The 17,471-nt window shown below is 65.4% G+C and carries 16 protein-coding genes, 1 tRNA gene, 1 pseudogene and 1 riboswitch; of the genes and pseudogenes, 10 read left to right on the top strand and 8 right to left on the bottom strand.

Annotated elements, in window-relative coordinates:
* A pseudogene (locus ACUCV3_RS22500) lies at nt 1-100 on the top strand (IS5 family transposase); the annotation flags it as partial.
* Nucleotides 101-176: 76 nt separating this feature from the next.
* Here ACUCV3_RS22500 and rsmA read toward each other — a convergent pair.
* From rsmA to ACUCV3_RS22480, 4 genes are all read right to left on the bottom strand, one after another.
* Nucleotides 177-1,031: a 16S rRNA (adenine(1518)-N(6)/adenine(1519)-N(6))-dimethyltransferase RsmA gene (rsmA, locus tag ACUCV3_RS22495; RefSeq protein WP_482241158.1), complete on the bottom strand. Its 855-nt coding sequence runs from the start codon at nt 1,029-1,031 to the stop codon at nt 177-179.
* Complete coding sequence (gene pdxA / locus ACUCV3_RS22490) at nt 1,021-2,046, bottom strand: 4-hydroxythreonine-4-phosphate dehydrogenase PdxA (RefSeq protein WP_099231855.1); 1,026 nt, start codon at nt 2,044-2,046, stop codon at nt 1,021-1,023. The genes rsmA and pdxA overlap by 11 nt, the downstream gene beginning before the upstream one ends.
* Nucleotides 2,024-3,388, bottom strand: a complete 1,365-nt coding sequence (locus ACUCV3_RS22485) for a peptidylprolyl isomerase (protein WP_048938569.1) — start codon at nt 3,386-3,388, stop codon at nt 2,024-2,026. The genes pdxA and ACUCV3_RS22485 overlap by 23 nt, the downstream gene beginning before the upstream one ends.
* Before the next feature lie 86 nt (nt 3,389-3,474).
* Complete coding sequence (locus ACUCV3_RS22480) at nt 3,475-5,739, bottom strand: LPS-assembly protein LptD (RefSeq protein ID WP_004210669.1); 2,265 nt, start codon at nt 5,737-5,739, stop codon at nt 3,475-3,477.
* A 179-nt stretch (nt 5,740-5,918) separates the two neighbouring features.
* Between ACUCV3_RS22480 and ACUCV3_RS22475 the strand changes: the two genes are divergently transcribed.
* The 3 genes from ACUCV3_RS22475 (at nt 5,919) to ndk (ending at nt 8,343) form a co-directional block, all read left to right on the top strand.
* Nucleotides 5,919-7,364 (top strand): leucyl aminopeptidase, encoded by a 1,446-nt coding sequence (locus ACUCV3_RS22475; RefSeq protein WP_279728786.1) that lies wholly within the window; start codon nt 5,919-5,921, stop codon nt 7,362-7,364.
* A gap of 5 nt (nt 7,365-7,369) precedes the next feature.
* Complete coding sequence (locus ACUCV3_RS22470) at nt 7,370-7,807, top strand: DNA polymerase III subunit chi (protein WP_279728787.1); 438 nt, start codon at nt 7,370-7,372, stop codon at nt 7,805-7,807.
* Nucleotides 7,808-7,920: 113 nt separating this feature from the next.
* A complete protein-coding gene (ndk, locus tag ACUCV3_RS22465; protein ID WP_004210674.1) occupies nt 7,921-8,343 on the top strand; it encodes a nucleoside-diphosphate kinase in 423 nt (140 codons plus the stop codon).
* A gap of 98 nt (nt 8,344-8,441) precedes the next feature.
* Here ndk and ACUCV3_RS22460 read toward each other — a convergent pair whose 3' ends face one another.
* The 3 genes from ACUCV3_RS22460 to ACUCV3_RS22450 form a co-directional block, all read right to left on the bottom strand.
* Nucleotides 8,442-8,852, bottom strand: a complete 411-nt coding sequence (locus ACUCV3_RS22460) for a hypothetical protein (protein ID WP_139278703.1) — start codon at nt 8,850-8,852, stop codon at nt 8,442-8,444.
* A 108-nt stretch (nt 8,853-8,960) separates the two neighbouring features.
* Nucleotides 8,961-9,599 (bottom strand): hypothetical protein, encoded by a 639-nt coding sequence (locus ACUCV3_RS22455; RefSeq protein ID WP_279728788.1) that lies wholly within the window; start codon nt 9,597-9,599, stop codon nt 8,961-8,963.
* 4 nt (nt 9,600-9,603) lie between these two features.
* Nucleotides 9,604-10,278 carry a glutathione S-transferase family protein gene (locus ACUCV3_RS22450; protein WP_026109031.1) on the bottom strand — a complete coding sequence of 225 codons (675 nt, stop codon included), beginning with the start codon at nt 10,276-10,278 and terminating at the stop codon, nt 9,604-9,606.
* A gap of 83 nt (nt 10,279-10,361) precedes the next feature.
* Nucleotides 10,362-10,471: riboswitch (TPP riboswitch) on the top strand.
* A gap of 29 nt (nt 10,472-10,500) precedes the next feature.
* Here ACUCV3_RS22450 and ACUCV3_RS22445 point away from each other — a divergent pair.
* From ACUCV3_RS22445 to pnuC, 3 genes are read left to right on the top strand one after another with little or no spacing between them, the layout of a single operon-like run.
* Complete coding sequence (locus ACUCV3_RS22445; protein WP_482241157.1) at nt 10,501-12,795, top strand: TonB-dependent receptor; 2,295 nt, start codon at nt 10,501-10,503, stop codon at nt 12,793-12,795.
* A 2-nt stretch (nt 12,796-12,797) separates the two neighbouring features.
* Entirely contained in the window at nt 12,798-13,940 is a 1,143-nt protein-coding gene (locus ACUCV3_RS22440; protein WP_279728790.1) for a phosphotransferase enzyme family protein, read from the top strand.
* The gene (gene pnuC, locus ACUCV3_RS22435) at nt 13,940-14,515 is read left to right on the top strand and encodes a nicotinamide riboside transporter PnuC (protein ID WP_482241156.1); all 576 of its coding nucleotides are present in this window, start codon (nt 13,940-13,942) and stop codon (nt 14,513-14,515) included. Before ACUCV3_RS22440 ends, pnuC begins: the two co-directional genes overlap by 1 nt.
* A gap of 47 nt (nt 14,516-14,562) precedes the next feature.
* On the opposite strand, the gene ACUCV3_RS22430 is transcribed toward pnuC, so the two are convergent.
* Nucleotides 14,563-14,636: transfer RNA gene (locus tag ACUCV3_RS22430), tRNA-Cys, on the bottom strand.
* 190 nt (nt 14,637-14,826) lie between these two features.
* On the opposite strand from ACUCV3_RS22430, the gene ACUCV3_RS22425 reads away from it, so the two are divergent.
* The 3 genes from ACUCV3_RS22425 (at nt 14,827) to ACUCV3_RS22415 (ending at nt 17,470) form a co-directional block, all read left to right on the top strand.
* Nucleotides 14,827-15,459, top strand: coding sequence for a protein-L-isoaspartate O-methyltransferase family protein (locus ACUCV3_RS22425; RefSeq protein WP_004210712.1), 633 nt, complete (start codon nt 14,827-14,829; stop codon nt 15,457-15,459).
* 10 nt (nt 15,460-15,469) lie between these two features.
* A complete protein-coding gene (locus tag ACUCV3_RS22420) occupies nt 15,470-16,912 on the top strand; it encodes a TolC family outer membrane protein (RefSeq protein WP_432215165.1) in 1,443 nt (480 codons plus the stop codon).
* Nucleotides 16,913-16,981: 69 nt separating this feature from the next.
* Entirely contained in the window at nt 16,982-17,470 is a 489-nt protein-coding gene (locus ACUCV3_RS22415; protein ID WP_279728814.1) for a DUF2497 domain-containing protein, read from the top strand.
* The last annotated feature ends 1 nt before the right edge of the window (nt 17,471 follow it).

Here is a 17,471-nt window from a genome sequence, read left to right as displayed (position 1 = left end):
CCTCAAGGATTGGCGCCGGGTTGCTACCCGCTACGATCGATGCCCGACAGCCTTCTTCTCCGCCATCGCCCCCGCTGCCACCGTCATCTTTTGGCTTTGATCAACGAGTCCTGACCCTAGAAACGTTCGATCGCGGCTCCGTCTCTGGGCCTTGCTGGGGGGGGGGCGTAGCGGAATCAGGCGCTGGTCGTTGCCTGGCCGAGCTGGCGGGCGAGGGTGACGAATTCTTCGACGCTGACGGTTTCGGCGCGGCGTTGCGGGTCGATGCCGATCGCTTCCAGTGCATCTAGCGCGCCGGGGACGGACTTGAGGCTCTGGCGCAGCATCTTGCGGCGCTGGCCGAAGGCGGCGGCGGTCAGGCGTTCCAGGATCTTGAGCTGCACGCCTTCGGGCGCCGGCTTGGGGATGATGTGGACCACGGCCGACATCACCTTGGGCGGCGGGGTGAAGGCGCTGCGATGCACCTTCATGGCGATGCGCGCGTCGCTGCGCCACTGGGCGAGGACGGCGAGGCGGCCATAATGGTCGGTGCCCGGCTTCGCGACGATGCGTTCGGCCACTTCCATCTGGAACATGAGCGTCAGGCTGGACCACCAGGGCAGCGGCGCCCATAGCGCAGACAGCCAGCCGACCAGCAGGGCGGTGCCGACATTATAGGGCAGGTTGGCGATGATATGGGCGCCATCGCCGGCCTCGGCACGGGCATCCACCTCCATCGCGTCGCCGGAAATGACGCGCAACTGACCGGGGAAGGCCAGCTCCAGTTCGGCGAGCGCCGGCAGGCAGCGCCGGTCGCGCTCGACCGCGACCAGCCGTCCGCCGGCGCGCAGGATCGCGCGGGTCAGGCCGCCGGGGCCGGGGCCGACCTCGAACGCGGGCTGATCCTGGATGCTGCCGGGAATGGCGGCGATCCGGTCGAGCAACTGTTCGTCGAGCAGGAAATTCTGGCCGAGCGCCTTGCTGGCCTGAAGCCCATGGGCGGCGATCACGTCGCGCAGCGGCGGCAGAGTGGGGCGGGCGTCAGCCGGCATAGGCAATCCGTGCGCGGGCGGCTTCGGCCGCCATCTTGAGGGCGGCGATCATCGCGCCGGGATTGGCGCTGTCGGTGCCGGCGATGCCGAAGGCGGTGCCATGATCGGGCGAGGTGCGCACGATCGGCAGGCCCAGGGTGATGTTGACGCCATCGTCGAAGTTCAGCGTCTTGATCGGGATCAGCGCCTGGTCATGATACATGCAGAGCGCCGCGTCATAGGCTTCGCGGGCGCGGGCATGGAACATGCCATCGGCCGCCAGCGGGCCGACAATGTCGATGCCCTCCGCGCGCAGCGCTTCGATCGCCGGGCGGATCACCTCAATCTCCTCGCGGCCGAGTGCGCCATTCTCCCCGGCGTGCGGGTTGAGGCCGGCGACGGCGAGACGGGGACGGGCGATGCCGAAATTGCGCTGCAACCCCTTCACCGTGGTGAGGGCGCGGGCGCGGATCAGATCGATGGTCAGCGCCGAAGGCACATCGGCCAGCGCGATATGGATGGTGATCGGCACCACCTTGAGCGACGGGCCGGCGAGCATCATGACCGCGTTCTGGGCCGAGACGCCGCAGCGTTCGGCGACGAATTCGGTCTGGCCCGGATGGGTGAAGCCGACGCCGTACAGTTGTTCCTTGCCGACCGGCGCGGTGACGATGCCGGCAGCCGATCCGGTGCGGGCAAGGCCGACCGCGACCTCCAGTGCCTGGAAAGCGGTGCGGGCGCCATCGATGCTGGGCGTGCCGGGCACGATCTCGCCCGCTTCGGCCACCTGCATGCAGGGCAGGGCGCGCTCGAACACCTGCGCGGCTTCCTCGGGCGATCCGACGATCTCGACCGGGCCGAGCCACACCGCGCGCAGCGATGCGGCATCGCCGACGGCGAAGAAGGTGGGCAGGCCACGCGCTTCGCGCATGACCCACGCCTTGGCGACGATTTCCGGTCCGATGCCTGCCGGGTCGCCGAGCGAGACGGCGAAGGGCGGCAGGCTGACCGGATCAGTTATATTCGATAACGGCATCGCGGCGAAGATCGCGCAGATAGATGCGGGCGCGCTTGTTGACGCGTTCCTCTTCCAACTGGGCCTGGATCTGTTCGGGATTGGGGGCGTTGGCCGATTGCGGCTCGTCGCGGCCGCAGACGATCAGAACGCGGACGCCATCGTTGATCGAGCCGAAGGGCGGGGTGGATTCGCCGACCTGCAGATTGACCAGAATGTCCTGCAGCTGGGGCGGCAGGTCGCGCAGCTTCACATTGTCATTGTCGACCACGTCGGCGCCGATGCGGGCGCCGATCTCGTTCGCCTGACCGCAGCCCTTGATCTCCTTGACCGCGGCGGCGAAGGTCGCGGCCTTCTGGCTGGCGGCTTCCTTGCTGGTGCCGGCCGGGAAAAGGACCGACAGCTGCTTGAGGCTGAGCAGCGAATCGCGCGGATCGGCGGTCAGCACCTTGCGCTTGTCCATCACATAGATGATCGACATGCCGCCCACCGTCTCGATCGGGCCGGCGAGCTGGCCGACCTGCAATTCGGTGGCGGCCTGCGCCAGTTCGGTCGGCAGCTGGCTGGGGCGGACCCAGCCGAGATCGCCGCCGACGACGGCGGTGGAGGCTTCGGAGAACTGACGGGCATAGGCGGCGAAGCTGCCGCCCTGCTTGATCTGTTCGATGATGTTGCGCGCGTTGGCCGTGATCTGGTCACGGTTTTCCGGCGTCGAGGACAGGTAGATTTCGCTGATCCGCACTTCGTCGCTGCCCTTGGCGGCGTTGAGGCGATCGACCACCGACTTCACTTCGTCCTCGGAGACGTTGACGAAGGGCTGGATGTTGCGGCGGAGCAGGCGGCTCCAGGCCAGTTCGCCCTCGATCTGACGCTTGATGCTGCTGGCCGAGCTGCCCTGTTCGCGCAGATACTGGTTGAACTGGTCGGGCGACTTGCGGAAATTGGCCGCGACGCGCTCGTAGCTCTGGTTCACTTCGGCCGGATCGATCTTGATGTCGTTCGCCGCCGCTTCCTGAATCTGCAGCGTTTCGTCGATCAGGTTGCGCAGAACCTGGACGCGCAGCCGTTCCTTTTCCTCGGCCGACACCTTGCCGCCATTGGCGGTGATGATGAGGGCCAGGCGCTGATCGACATCGGTGCCGGTGATGATGCGGCCGTTCACGATCGCCGTCGCCTTGCGGACATTGGGATCATTCTTGCCGAAGATGGTGACATCCTTGGGCAGGTTCAGGCCCTGATCGGCGTCATCGTCGACGGCCTGGGCCGACACGGTCTGTGCCGCCATGCCCAGAAGGGCGGTGGACAGGAACAGGGTGCGCAGGCCCGAGCGAACGGATTTGGGCGAGAAAACGACAGAAAGCATCGTCGGCAAAAATCTCCAATACGGTCGGGAGCCAATGCCCCGTTCCGCCTTAACCGGTCCTGAGCGGACGGCGGGAAGGCAGTTCCTTATATGCCAATATTGCGAAAAGCCAGCCGCAGCTGGAAGCTGTTGCCGGCGCGCGCGTCACCGTTGGTCTGATAGTCGCGCCGCCATGTAAAGCCCAGCGTCAAACAATCATCCTCATAGGCAACGCCGAGGCGCTGGCGCACCGGCTCATAGCCGTCGGCCGTGGTGCCCGGATCTTCCTGCGCGCCGGTAAGGTCGATGACGGTCGAGCCGAACACCGACCAGAAGCGGGCGAACTGGATGCGGCCGCCCAGGCGCAGTTCCTCGCGGTCCTGCAGATCCTCCAGCGTGATGTTGGCGTTGCGGTTGAGGCGCAGATAGCTGATCTGGGCATAGGTCTTCTTGCTGCCCACGGTCGCGTCGACCTCGTTCCGGCGGACCGCCAGATTGTCCTTGTCGACCCGGAAGCGCTGGGTGAAGCTGACGAAATCCTTGTAGCGGATGGTCCAGCGGCCGACGATGTCGGACATGCGGTCGGACAGGCCGGTGCCGTCGGGCAGGATGCTGGCGCGGTTGTCGAGCCGGTAGCTCTGGCCGACATTGGCATCGAGCGTGAAGTCGGGCAGCGCCAGATTATATTCCAGGCCATAGGTGATGCGGCTCGAATCCTCGAACCGGTCATAGCCCGCGAAGCGGTTGAGCGCGAAGAGGTTGCTGTCCTCCAGATCGACCGACCGGGCATCCTCATTCGGCACCGACAGGTTGGCGAGATGGGGGGAGGCGACGATCTGGACGCGTGGGGCGATACGCTGCACGCCGCCGAACGCCTCACCCATGAAGGGCCAGCGCATGTCGACCGCGGCGGCGGCGATGCCGCGCGCCTTCCAGCCCGGATCGCCGGCATAGCTGATCGTGTCGGTAAGCAGATTGTTGCTGCTGTGATAGACGTCGCCGCGCAGATAGGTGGTGAAATTCACTTCCTGGCCAAGGCCGGTCAGCTTGCGCAGATTCCATTCGAATGCGGCAAAGGCGCGCTGGGTGTCCTGCCCCTCGGTCCGGGTGATCGCCAGCGTATTGGCCTGGAACTGCATCTGGCCGCCGAGCAGCGGATCCTTCATCCGCAGCCGATAATCCATGACCGGCAGGGCGATCGGCATCTGGCCCTGGGGATCGTCGACGCGCAGCGTCTGCACCGCCCAGCCAGCGAGCGAGAAATAGCTGTTCTCGCCGATCCGCTGGACGCCCAGGGTCGAACGCAGCCGGTCGTCGCGGCTGATGTCGTAGCGGCGCAGGAAGGTGCGGTCGGTGGCGACCCGGATCGATCCGTTGACGCTCCATTCAGGCGACAGCTGCATGCCGCCGCTGGCGTCGATCGCGCCGCGAATATCCTTTTGCGAATCGGTCGGCGTGATGCCGCTCGACCGGCTGCCATAGGTGGCATAGCCGGTGATCTGATAGGCGCCGCGATCGTAGAGATGGCGGAAATTGCCTTCGATCATCGGCAGCGAATCGCTGTAGACGTGCGGCGTGACGGTCAGGTCGCGATTGGGCGCGAGCTTGAGATAATAGGGGACCGCGACCTCGAAGCCGTTGACCCGGTCATAACGGATATTGGGGACCAGAAGGCCGCTGCCGCCATCGTCGCCGACCGGATGCGACAGGCCCGGCACCGGGATCAAAGGCAGGCCGAACAGCTCGACATTGGCGCGGGTATAGGAGACGCGCTGCTTGGTCGGGTCATAGACGACCTTGACCGCGTTGATCTGCCAGGTCGGTTCCTTGGGGCAGCCGTCGCTGCCCTCCACCGGACAGCCGGTATAGGCGGCGTGGTGCAGCGTATAGACGCCATTGATCCGCTCGCCCTTGGTCGCGGCCATGCGGCCGCCCTTCTGGAGGACCAGCAATATATTGTCGACCGCGCCATCCTTGAGCGTATCAGTGACATCGAAGCGGTCGCCATAGGCGACATTGCCGTCGGGATCGATCACCGAGACGGCGCCCTGTGCCTCGACCTTGCCGGTGTTGCGGTCCCACACGATCTTGTCAGCGCGCAGCCGGTTGCCGTCGCGCAGCAACTGGACGTTGCCGGTGGCGGTCACGACCTGACTGTTGGTGTCATATTCCAGCGTATCGGCGGCGAAGCCGATTTCCTGGTCATTGTCGGGCACTGGCGCGTCGGGCGCGCTGATCGGCGTCTGGGGCTCGTTCAGCTTGGGCTCGGGCGCCTGTTGCGCATGGGCCAGCGGCGCCGCGAGCAGGCAGGACGAGGCAGCGCCGGCAAGCAGCGCCTGTTTGAACGACAGGGGAAACACGGAAATCTGCAAGCGTAGGGGCCTCTTTGTGGGCACTTCTGGTCCCTGCCTATCGCACTGCTTGGCCCGCGCCGCAATCGCTGCTCGCATTCGGGACGGCGGAAATCCGCCGAATGGCTTTGCAGAGCGGCAAAGCCGCACTATCTGGCTGAAACAAGAACGACACGGCATTCCAGAGAAAAGGCCCCCAGATGGACATCCAATTCAGCCCCACGCGCCCCCAGGTCGACACGTTGGTCCTTGCCGTGGCGAAGGGGACTGTCGACAGCTTGCCGCTGGCCGCATCGGCCACGCTGGTCGCCGGCGCCGCCGCCGCGCGCTTCGCCGGTGAGGCGGGTGGCAGCGTCGAGAGCTTCGTCGAGGAAGGTGGCGCGGTGCTGCGCGTCCTGCTGCTGGGCATCGGCAATGGCAGTGCGGCCGACCTGGAGCGGGCCGGTGGCGCGCTGACCGCCAAGCTGTCGGCCAGCGGCGCGACCCACGCAGCGGTCGAATTCCCGGCCGGCGTCAGTGGCGAGGATGCTGCGCGGCTGGGCCTGGGCGCGCTGCTGCGCAGCTGGCGGATCGACACCTATCGCACGCGTCAGCCCGAAAAGGCCAAGCCGACGCTAGCGAACGTGACGATCGTCGCAAACGGCGCCGAGGCCGAATGGGCTAAGCTGTCGGCGGTCGCCGCCGGCGTTGCCTTCACCCGCGAACTGGTGTCGGAACCGGCCAACATCCTCTATCCCGAAAGCTTCGTCGCGCGCTGCCAGCATCTGGCCGAGCTGGGCATCAAGATCACCGTGCTGGACCGTGCGGCGATGACGGACCTCGGCATGGGCGCGCTGCTGGGCGTGGCGCAGGGGTCTGCGCGTGAAGCGCGGCTGCTGGCGATGGAATGGGACGGCACCGATGGCGCCGCGCAAAAGCCGGTGGTGTTCATCGGCAAGGGCGTGACCTTCGACACCGGCGGCATTTCGCTCAAGCCTGGCCCCGGCATGGAAGATATGAAGTGGGACATGGGCGGCGCCGGCGCCGTGGCGGGCGCTATGAAGGCGCTGGCCGGTCGCAAGGCCAAGGCCCGCGTGGTCGGCATCTGTGGCCTGGTTGAGAATATGCCCGACGCCAATGCCCAGCGCCCCGGCGACATCGTGACGTCGATGTCGGGCCAGACGATCGAGGTGCTGAACACCGACGCGGAAGGCCGTCTGGTGCTGTGCGACGCGGTGACCTGGGCGCAGAAGACCTATGAACCCGAAGTGGTGATCGACCTCGCTACCCTGACGGGCGCGATGATGATCGCGCTCGGCAGCGAGCATGGCGGCCTGTTCGCCAACGACGATGCGCTGGCCGACGACCTGCTGGCGGCGGGCAAGACCAGCGGCGAGAAGCTGTGGCGCTTCCCGCTGTCGGAGGCCTATGACAAGCTGATCGACAGCCCGATCGCCGACATGAAGAATATCGGCCCGCGCTTCGCTGGCTCGATCACCGCTGCCCAGTTCATCAAGCGCTTCGTCAACGAAGGCGTGAAGTGGGCGCATCTCGACATTGCCGGCATGGTCTGGTCGGACAAGCCCGGCGCCACCGCCGACAAGGGCGCGACCGGCTATGGCGTGCGCCTGATCGACCAGCTGGTGGCCGACAAGTTCGAGCGCTGAAGCCGGTGCAGGTCGACTTCTACCAGCTGAGCCGCGATCCCGTGGAAGGGGTGCTGCCCGCGATCGCGGCACGCATCCTGGACATGGGCGCGCGGCTGCTGGTGGTGGCCGACGAGCCGGAACGGCTGGCCCGCATATCGGCGGGCCTATGGGCGGGGCCACCTGAAAGCTTCCTGGCCAATGGGCTGGCAGGCGACGGGGTGGACGCCGCCCAGCCGGTGCTGCTGGCGCAGAGCTGCGACGCTGCCAATGGCGCCAGGCATATCGCGCTGGCGGACGGAATATGGCGCGAGGAGGCGCTGGGCTTTGATCGCGCCTTCTATTTCTTCGATGCGGACACGATCGACGGGGCGCGGGCCAGCTGGCGGGCGCTCAGCAAGCGCGAAGGGGTGACCCCGCGCTTCTGGCGGCAGGAAGGCCGCAAATGGGTGCAGGGGCCGTGAACGCCCGGAAATAGGGACTTCTACCAAGCCCACTCGCGCCCCTCTTGCGAAGTGATCCGGCCCGGTCTAAAGGGCGCGCAACTTTATTCCAACAATCCGGAGTTATGAGGGCCATGGCCGTCACGCGCACTTTTTCGATCATCAAGCCCGACGCAACCCGTCGCAACCTGACCGGCGCCGTCACCAAGATGCTGGAAGAAGCCGGCCTGCGCGTCGTCGCTTCCAAGCGCATCCGCATGAGCCGCGAGCAGGCCGAAGGCTTCTACGCCGTTCACAAGGAACGCCCCTTCTTCGCTGACCTGGTCGCCTTCATGATCTCGGGCCCGGTCGTCGTCCAGGTTCTGGAAGGCGAAAACGCCGTGACCCGCAACCGCGACATCATGGGCGCCACCAACCCGGCCAATGCCGACGCCGGCACCATCCGCAAGGAACTGGCCGAATCGATCGAAGCCAATTCGGTCCATGGTTCGGACAGCGAAGAAAATGCCGCGATCGAGATCGCCTATTTCTTCAAGCCCGAAGAAATCGTCGGCTAAATCCGACATCCGTCCCCGGACGAGCAAAAGGCCCGGCGCTCCCGCAAGGAGCGGCCGGGTTTTTTGTGGTTGGGATGACGGATTTGGGTGGGGTCGGCTTACGCGAAATCAGATGGGCGATAAGGACGCTTGCGCCCTATGAGGGCCGCATTTGTATGCGGCAACCGAAGTTCAAATCGCTTCAACTCGCGAGCGGCATCAACGTCTCCAAGCTTAGCAGCACGCGCCAGCCAATGCCGATATCCGCGGAGATCACGTCCATTGAATGCGTTCATAGCAAGATGCTGCGCGGCGGTCAGGTGACCACGACGAAATGCTCGATAGGCAAGGCCTGCTTGGCTAAATGGATTGGCAAGGCTACCGGGCTTGTCGAATGTGCTGCCAAGTTCCGTCATCGCTAATGGATCGCGTTGAAAGGAAAGGTGCCAGATTATAGGCATAGCATAGCCAGTTTTGTGATTGTCGCGGATACCCCAGTATCGATCCCAGAGACGATCATTTTTGCTCATAGCTCATCAATGCCATTCACACCGAACGTCCGCAATCGGGAGCAACTCCCGAGATTTGGACGGCAAAAACTGGTCGCTTGCGGCCTGCCTGAACGTGGCCGGGCGGCCCTAGCCTTTTGTCTGGCGCGCCCAGCGGGCGTCGATCTGGGACTGGGCGCCGGCGCCCTGGGCGTGGCTGACCAGGGACAGGCCGCGCAGGGTCAGTTTATGGCCGGACAGCCATTTGCCGGCGATGCCATAGCCGATGTCGTAGACGGCGGAATCGCTGTGGGCGTCGCCATTGACGACGAACTGGGTGACGATGGTCACCGGCAGTTTCTCGTCGCCGATGCTGTCGTCGGGCAGCTTGGCGGCGTTGCGCGCCTTTTTCAGCGCATCCTCGAACCAGCCGGCCTCGATCCGCGGTTCGCCGGTGGTGTCGACCGGGGCGATGCCGAGCGCCCTGGGGAAATGGATGGTCTGGCTCTGCACCAGCTGATCGGGGTCTGCGGGCTTGAGCGTCAGCCGGCTGTCGCCATCGGCCGCGGCGTTGAGCACCAGCCGGGCGGCGCGGGCGGAGGCCTTGCTGCTTTCGGCGGCCTTGCTGGCGCGCTCGTCCTTCTTGTCGGCCCAGTTGAGATAGAGGGTGAGGGCGGAGATCAGCACCGCCGCCACCGCCAGCAATTCGCCCAGCGTGATCCAGCGCCGGCGGATGCGGGCGGCTTCCTCCTTGCGGGTCTCCTGCTTGGCTTCGGGGCTGTCGCTCATCGGGTCAGGCCGTCTGGGGCGGGACTTCGAACTTGTCGATCACCCATTCCTCCGCCTGCGCCTCGCCGATCCATTCCTGCATCCAGGGATGGGCGATGATCGCGCGCATATAGGCTTCGGCAAAGCGGGCGACGGGCAGCTGATAGGTGATGAAGCGGGTCACGACGGGCGCGAACATCAAGTCGACGGCGCCGAACTCGCCGAACAGGAAGTCGCCCTCGCCACCATAGCGGGCGCGGGCCTGGGCCCAGAGCTGCATGATACGGCTGATGTCGTGAGCAACGGCCTCCGACGGCGGGACCGGATCATAGATCTGGCGGATGTTCATGCTGTGCTCGCGGCGGAGCGCGGCGAAGCTGCTGTGCATTTCGGCCGCCATCGAGCGGGCCATGGCGCGGGCACCCGGATCGGTCGGCCAGAACTGGTCGCCCCCGGTCTTTTCATTGAGATATTCGACGATGGCCAGGCTGTCCCACACGACGATGTCGTCGCCATCCCACAGGATCGGCACCTTGCCGGAGGAGGGGGCGAACTCATCGCCCTCGCGACGCTTTTCCCATTCCTCGTCATAGAGAGGGACCACCACTTCCTCGAACGGAAGGCCGGAGAGCTTGCACGCCAGCCAGCCGCGCAGCGACCAGCTCGAATAGGCCTTGTTGCCAATGAACAGCTTCATCATGGCCATGTCTTAGCCGGGCGGGCTTCGATAAGTCGAGAGCCGATAGAGAGGGCTTTCCACTTCGCGTCGAAACGCCTAAGGGGCGGGCATCCCCGGGGGGCCGCTCATGCGCGGCTGAGAGGTGGTCAGCAGACCACGACCCGCTGAACCTGATCCGGCTGATACCGGCGTAGGGAGGGCAAGGCGGCAGGTCCGTCGTCCCTCCTGTGGAGTGGACGTGAGATGAAGACTGCCCGATTGCCCCATGTTGGAAGCGCCTGCCTGACGCTGGCCCTGTTGATGATTGCATCGCCCGTAATGGCGGAGGATGAGCTGGACCAGTCGACCAATATCCAGGTCGTCGGCCATCCCGACCCCGAAGGCTTGTTGCCCGATCAGAGCGCGCCCAAGGCGGTGAGCGCGATCTCCACCGACTTCATCATCAAGCAGGCGCCGACGCTCAACGCCTTCCAGCTGGTCAACCTGCTGCCCGGCGCCAATGTCTCGTCCAGCGACCCCTATGGCCTGTCGGCATCGTCCAGCCTGACGTTGCGCGGCCTGGGCCAGGACCAGATCGGCGTGCTGATGGAAGGCGCGCCGCAGAACGATATCGGCTATTATTATGCCTATCCCTCGCAATTCGCCGATGCGGAGAATGTGCGGCAGGTGATGCTGGCGCAGGGCGCGGCAGATATTGACTCGCCGGTGATCGCGGCGGCCGGCGGCCTGTTGTCGCTGACGCTGGATGATCCCAGGGCGGAGGCGGGCGGCCTCGTCAACCTGTCGGTCGGTTCCTATGACGAGCGGCGCGTCTTTGCGCGGATCGACACGGGGCGGATCGGATCGACCGGGCTGAAGGGCTTCATTTCCTATTCCAACAACCGCGCCGACAACTGGCGCGGGGCAGGCCATGACCAGCGCCAGCATATCGATGCCAAGCTGCTGAACGAATGGGGCGAGGGCAACCGGGCGAGCATCGCCTTTTCCTTCAACGACGCCAAGACATCGACCTATCCCAGCCCCAGCAAGACGGACTGGGAAGCCTCTGGCCGCGGCTATAATTTCGACGAGACCTATAGCGAGGGGAACACCAACTACTGGCGCCTCTATCGCGCGCCGTTCCGCAATTTCTATGTCGCGGCGCCCGTCCACCTGAAGCTGAGTGACACGCTGAGCTTCGACAGCAGCGCCTATCTGCAGATGGGGCATGGCAATTCGCCCTATGGCACGCAGCTCGCCACCACCGGCAATTATCTGGGCACCGAGGAACAGACCCAGCCGATCGACCTGCCCGGTGCGGTCGATGGCGTCGCAACGGTGCTGGGCAACTGGACCGGCAAGCAGTTCCGCGTCGGCGACGTCAGCAAGCTGACGCTGCAGGCCGGCGCGCATCGGATCGTCGCTGGCCTGTGGTTCGACTATGGCACCGACCGGGTGACGCAATCCTATACGTCGATCGATGCCGATGGCCGGCCGGTCGACCAGTGGGGCTATCAGGACAAGGCGATCCGCACCGCCGACGGGCGCCTGCTCGCCTATGAAAATCAGCGCACGGAGACGGTCACCAAGGGCTTCTTCCTGGCCGACAGCATTGCGGTGACGCCCAAGCTGGGCATCGACATTGGTTTCAAGGGCGTCAACCTGCTGCGCAACGGGCGCAATTATCTGCCCGGCCCGCAATCGACGGTACGGATCGACAGCTTCGCCGCGCTGCCGCGGGCGGCGATCCATTATCAGCTGGACGACCGGCAGCAGCTGTTCGCCAACATCACCACCAGTTTCCGCACGCCCAACGAGTTCGCGCTCTACAACAGCTATTATGGCGGCGAACTGGTTAGCCAGGGCACCAATGCCCTGAAGAATGAATATTCGATCTCGCAGGAGCTGGGCTATCGCTATATCGGCCCCAGCCTGTCCTTCTCGCTGACCGGTTTCCATTATCATTTCCGCAATCGCCAGGTGGCGACGGTGATCGACAGCGGCGGCGCGCTGGTCAATTCGACCATCAACGCCGGTAGCCAGAGCAGCTATGGCCTGGATGGCGAGATCGACTATCGCCCGGCCAAGGGGATGAGCATCTATGCTTCGGCCGAATATCTGCACACGCGTCTGAACGACGATCTGGCGATCAACGGCGATTATCTGCCGACCAGGGGCAAGCGGGCGGTGTCGGCCCCCAGCTTCCAGTTCGCGCTGGGCAGCACCTATGATGACGGCCGGCTGTTCGGCAGCAGCGCGCTCAAATATGTCGGCCGCCAATATGCGACCTTCATGAATGACGAGAGCATCAAGGGCTATGCCACGCTGGACCTGTCGGTCGGCGTGCATCTGGCCGGGCTGATCGACGCGCAGGTTATGGACCTGCGCATCAACGCGATCAACGTCACCAATCCGCGCGTCCTGTCGGGCGTCTATTCGATCAGCACCAACGCGCAGGACACGGTCGGGCGCAACGGCACGCTGATCGCCGGTTCGGCGCCGACCTATTATGTCGGCAGTGGGCGCGCCGTGGTGGCGACGCTGTCGCGCGCCTTCTGACGATGAGCGCCGCCGCTCCGCATCTGGTCCATGGCATGGGGCTGGCGCTGGAGGCGCCGGCCTGGCCGGCGATCACGGCGGAGGAGGCCGCGGCGGTGCTGGCCCATTTTCCCGACGCTGGCCGGCTGGCGGCGCTGGCCTGGCATTCGCCGCGCCCCTTTTCGGCGGCAGCGCTGGTCGAGACGGATCGCGGCCCGCTGTTCCTGAAGCGGCATCACCAGCGCTTGCGGACGCCGGCGGCGCTGGCCGAGGAGCATGGCTATATGGCGCATCTGCGCGGTGCCGGACTGGCGGTGCCCGACGTGCTGCGCGCGACCGATGGTGCCAGCGCGATGGCGCTGGGCGAATGGAGCTATGAGTTGCATCGCCAGGCGCCGGGTATCGATCTTTATCGCGATCGCCAGTCCTGGACGCCCTTCCTGTCGCCCGGTCACGCCTTCGCGGCTGGTGTTGCACTGGCGCAACTGCATCGGGCGGCGGCCGGTTTCGCCGCGCCGGCACGCGGGTCGCATCCGTTGGTGTCGAGCTTCACCATATTGCCTGCCGTCGATCCGCTGGTCGCAGCGGACGCCTATGTCGCGGCGCGACCGGCGGTGGCGGCCTTCCTGGCGGATATGCCCTGGCGGTCGGAACTGGCGCGGCTGTTCGCGGCATTGGGGGAGGGGCTGGCGCCGCGGCTGGCGGAGCAGCCTGCGCTCTGGACCCATAATGACTGGCATCCCTCCAACCTGCTCTGGTCGGCGGAAGGCGCGGTCAGCAGCATCTTCGATTTCGGCCTGTCGACCCGCAGCTGCGCACTGCATGATCTGGCCACCGCGATCGAGCGGACGGCGATTCCCTGGCTGACGCTGGATCAGGGCCGGCTGGCCGAGCCGGCGGATGTGGATGGGGCGCTGGCCTTGCTGGCGGGCTATCGCAGTGTCCTGCCGCTGGCGCCTGCCGAGATCGATACGCTGCTGCGCCTGCTACCGCTGGTCCATGTCGAGTTCGCCCTGACCGAGATCGACTATTTCTTCGGCATATTGGCCGATCGCGAAGGCGCGATGCTGGCCTGGCAGGCTTATCTGGTCGGCCATGCCGACTGGTTCCTGTCGGGGGCGGGGCAGGGCTTTCTGGCGCAACTTCGCGAGGGAGTGGCGGGCTGATGTCTGTGCTGGAGATCATTGCCGTCATCATCAGCTTCCTCGGCATCTGGCTGACGGCGCGGCGGCATCTGCTGTGCTGGCCGGTCAACCTGATGGCCTGCGCCCTGTATGCCAAGCTGTTCCTGGACGTGCGCCTCTATGCCGACATGGTGCTGCAGGGGCTGTTCGGCATCGCCATCGTCTATGGCTGGATCGGCTGGATCGGCTGGGCGCGGGGCAAGCGCGACGAGGGCGAGGTAAGGGTGGTGGCGCTGCCGCCGATGCGGGCCGCCAAGGGGCTGGCGCTGGGCGCACTCTGTGCCGGCGCGATCGGCTGGTTCACCCATCATTATACCGATGCGGCGCTGCCCTGGATGGATTCGGCGCTGAGCAGTTTCAGCCTGGTCGCCCAATATTGGACGGCGCGGCGCCATGCGGCGAGCTGGCTGCTGTGGATCGTGGTCGACATTTTCTATGTCGGCATGTTCGCGTTCAAGGGATTGTGGCTGACGGCCGGTCTCTATGCCGCGATGATCGGACTGGCGGTGCTGGGCTATTGGCGCTGGCGGCAGGCGATGGGTCGCAGCGCAACCTGAACAAGGCTGCTGCCTTGAGTCGGCAGGGATCGGATCTATCTGGAAAATGGAGGCCCGAGCCGGAATCGAACCGGCGTGCAAGGATTTGCAGTCCTCTGCGTCACCACTCCGCCATCGGGCCTTCCGTGCGGTGGAGGCGGCAAATGTCCGCCTTTGATCGCAAAGTCAAGCGCGGGAAGGCGAACAATCCCAAGAATCTCGCTCTCCATCGTGGAAAGCCGCTTGGCGCGGGGGAAATGCTGATTTAGAGGTCCGGTAATCCCCTAAGTGTATTGCATTGCCAATACAGTTGTGCCAAGCGAGGAACTATCGTGACCGAGCAGAACTTTTCTTCGATGCGGACCGCCATGGTCGAGAGCCAGCTGCGCACCAGCGCCGTGGACGATCAGCGCGTGATCGCCGTGATGGCGAAGGTGCCGCGCGAGGACTATGTCCCCGCCGAGCGCCGGGCCATGACCTATGTCGATCGCCCGATCCCGCTGGACGGCGACCGTGCGCTGAACCCGCCGCTGGTCACTGGCCGTCTGCTCAAGGAAGCCGATGTCCAGGCCGGCGAGAAGGTGCTGCTGATCGGCGCCGCGACCGGCTACAGCGCGGCGCTGCTCGCCGAGCTGGGTGCGCAGGTGACGGCAGTCGAGGTCGAGGGTGGCGCGGAGATCGCGGTGCCCGGCGTGACCGTGGTGCGTGGCCCGCTGGCCGCCGGCGCATCGGCCGGTGCGCCCTATGATGTTCTTTTCATTGACGGCGCGGTGGAGGAAGTCCCCGCTGCGCTCGTCCAGCAGCTAGTCGATGGGGGACGGGTGGTGACGGGCGTCGTCGAACGCGGTGTCGCTCGCCTGTGCAGCGGCCGCGCGGTGGCGGGCGTGCTGGGTCTCGCCAGCCTTACCGACATGGAAATGGTCGTGCTTCCCGGTTTCGCCGCGCCGGAGCAATTCGTTTTTTGAGACAGGATAGATGACAGCAAAGCGTATGACCCTTCGGCGCCAAGCCGCTACAGCCTTGCTGTTGCTATCCTCCTCCATGGCAGGGGTGGCGCATGCCGAAACCCTGCAGGGCGCGCTGGCCAAGGCCTATCGCACCAACCCGACCCTGACCGGCGCGCGCGCCGGTCAGCGGGCGACGGACGAGAATGTCCCGATCCAGAAGGCGGCGGGGCGGCCCACGGCCAATTCGCAGCTCCAGTTCCAGGAACTGGTGATCCGCCCGTCGAACAGCTTCCTGGCGCCGCATCGGTCCGCCAGCGCCAGTGCCAGCATCGATGTGCCCATCTATTCCGGCGGCACCGTACGCAACAGCGTGAAGGCGGCGGAAACGCGCGTCGAATCGGGGCAGGCCAATCTGCGCGGGACCGAGGCGAGCGTGTTCTCGCAGACGGTCGCAGCCTATATGGACGTGATCCGCGATATCGCGCTGGTGTCGCTCAATGCGGCGAATGTGAAGGTGCTGGAGGTCAATCTCCAGGCGACCAACGACCGGTTCGAGGTCGGCGATGTCACCCGCACCGACGTCGCCCAGTCCGAATCGCGTCTGGAACTGGCCCGGTCCGACCTGCAGCGCGCCGAATCCAACCTGATCACCAGCCGCGAAAATTATATCGCGATGGTCGGCGAGGCGCCGGTCGATCTGGAATCGCCGCCCGCTCTGCCGGGCCTGCCGGCCGATCCCGACAGCGCCGTGCGCGTCGCGCTGGCGGATAATCCCGATATCCTGGCTGCACAGAAGTCGCGTGAGGCGGCGCGTTATGACGTGAAGGCGGCCAAGGGCGCCACGCTGCCGACCCTGAGCGGTTTCAGCCAGGGCAGCTATACCGACTATATGGACAAGGACATTGCGGCCAACAAGCAGGCGGCCGTCGGTGCGACCCTGACCATTCCCTTCTACCAGGGCGGTCGCCCGGCCGCACAGGTGCGCCAGAACCAGGCGCTCGAGTCGCAGGCGATCGAGCGGCAGATCGAGGTCGAGCGCGGCGTGATCTCGCAGGCGCGCGCCGCCTATGCCGCGTTGCAGGCGTCGCTGCGCACGATCCAGTCGAGCCAGAAGGCGGTCGATGCCGCCGAACTGTCGCTGGAAGGTGTGCGGGCGGAAAATTCGGTCGGCAGCCGCACCATCCTCGACATCCTCAATGCCGAGCAGGAATCGCTCAACGCCAAGGTCGAACTGGTGACCGCGCGCCGCAATGCCTATGTCGCCGGCTTCACCCTGCTGGCCGCGATGGGCCATGCCGAGGCCGACGATCTGGGCCTGGAAAGCGGCACCCTCTATGACCCGATGGTCAATTACGACCGGGTCGAGGGCAAGTGGTTCGACTGGGACTATGACGGCAAGCCCCAGGCGGTTTCGACGCGTACCGTTGACACGCCGGCTCAAAACGCCAAAGTCGATGCCGTGCAGCCTTAACCGCTTGTTAACCTGAACAGGTAATCTTGGCGGAATAGGTGCGGAATGAAATTTGGACGGGAATTATCCATGGGTGACATGACCAAGGAACCCTCGATGGAAGAGATACTCTCGTCCATCAAGCGGATCATCGCCGAAGAGGGCGAGGACGCCGTTCAGGCCGCGCCGCAGCGCCGCCAGAAGGCCCCGATCGACCTGAGCGCCGCGTCCCATGCGGTGATGTCGGCTGAGGTCGAGGAAGTGCTGGAACTGACCGACGAGATTCCGGTGGAGGAAGTGATGCCCGCGCCCAAGTCGACCCGCGCCGTGAAGGCCGTGGCCCCGTCCGAATCGGACGGCGACTCGATCCTGTCGGTGGAAAGCGAAGTGGCCGCGCGTCATTCGCTTTCGGCCCTGTCCACCATGCTGGTCAGCCCGCGCGAGGGCGAGGACAATACGCTTGAAGCTCTGGTCCGCTCGATGCTGCGGCCGATGCTCAAGGAATGGCTCGACGCGCGCCTGCCCGCGCTGGTCGAGGACATGGTCGCCAAGGAAATCTCCCGCATCACCGGCCGCTGAG

This window comes from Sphingobium sp. VMM, assembly GCF_056790315.1.
The sequence above is the reverse complement of the archived record's forward strand: the minus strand, read 5'-3'. Positions and strand labels throughout refer to the sequence as shown.

Excerpts from the sequence above, each read along its gene's own strand:
- rsmA (WP_482241158.1), bottom strand. The coding sequence starts at position 1,031 with ATGCCGGCTGACGCCCGCCCCACTCTGCCGCCGCTGCGCGACGTGATC.
- pdxA (WP_099231855.1), bottom strand. The coding sequence starts at position 2,046 with ATGCCGTTATCGAATATAACTGATCCGGTCAGCCTGCCGCCCTTCGCC.
- ACUCV3_RS22485 (WP_048938569.1), bottom strand. The coding sequence starts at position 3,388 with ATGCTTTCTGTCGTTTTCTCGCCCAAATCCGTTCGCTCGGGCCTGCGC.
- ACUCV3_RS22475 (WP_279728786.1), top strand. The coding sequence starts at position 5,919 with ATGGACATCCAATTCAGCCCCACGCGCCCCCAGGTCGACACGTTGGTC.
- ndk (WP_004210674.1), top strand. The coding sequence starts at position 7,921 with ATGGCCGTCACGCGCACTTTTTCGATCATCAAGCCCGACGCAACCCGT.
- ACUCV3_RS22460 (WP_139278703.1), bottom strand. The coding sequence starts at position 8,852 with ATGAGCAAAAATGATCGTCTCTGGGATCGATACTGGGGTATCCGCGAC.
- ACUCV3_RS22455 (WP_279728788.1), bottom strand. The coding sequence starts at position 9,599 with ATGAGCGACAGCCCCGAAGCCAAGCAGGAGACCCGCAAGGAGGAAGCC.
- ACUCV3_RS22450 (WP_026109031.1), bottom strand. The coding sequence starts at position 10,278 with ATGATGAAGCTGTTCATTGGCAACAAGGCCTATTCGAGCTGGTCGCTG.
- ACUCV3_RS22445 (WP_482241157.1), top strand. The coding sequence starts at position 10,501 with ATGAAGACTGCCCGATTGCCCCATGTTGGAAGCGCCTGCCTGACGCTG.
- ACUCV3_RS22440 (WP_279728790.1), top strand. The coding sequence starts at position 12,798 with ATGAGCGCCGCCGCTCCGCATCTGGTCCATGGCATGGGGCTGGCGCTG.
- pnuC (WP_482241156.1), top strand. The coding sequence starts at position 13,940 with ATGTCTGTGCTGGAGATCATTGCCGTCATCATCAGCTTCCTCGGCATC.
- ACUCV3_RS22420 (WP_432215165.1), top strand. The coding sequence starts at position 15,470 with ATGACAGCAAAGCGTATGACCCTTCGGCGCCAAGCCGCTACAGCCTTG.
- ACUCV3_RS22415 (WP_279728814.1), top strand. The coding sequence starts at position 16,982 with ATGGGTGACATGACCAAGGAACCCTCGATGGAAGAGATACTCTCGTCC.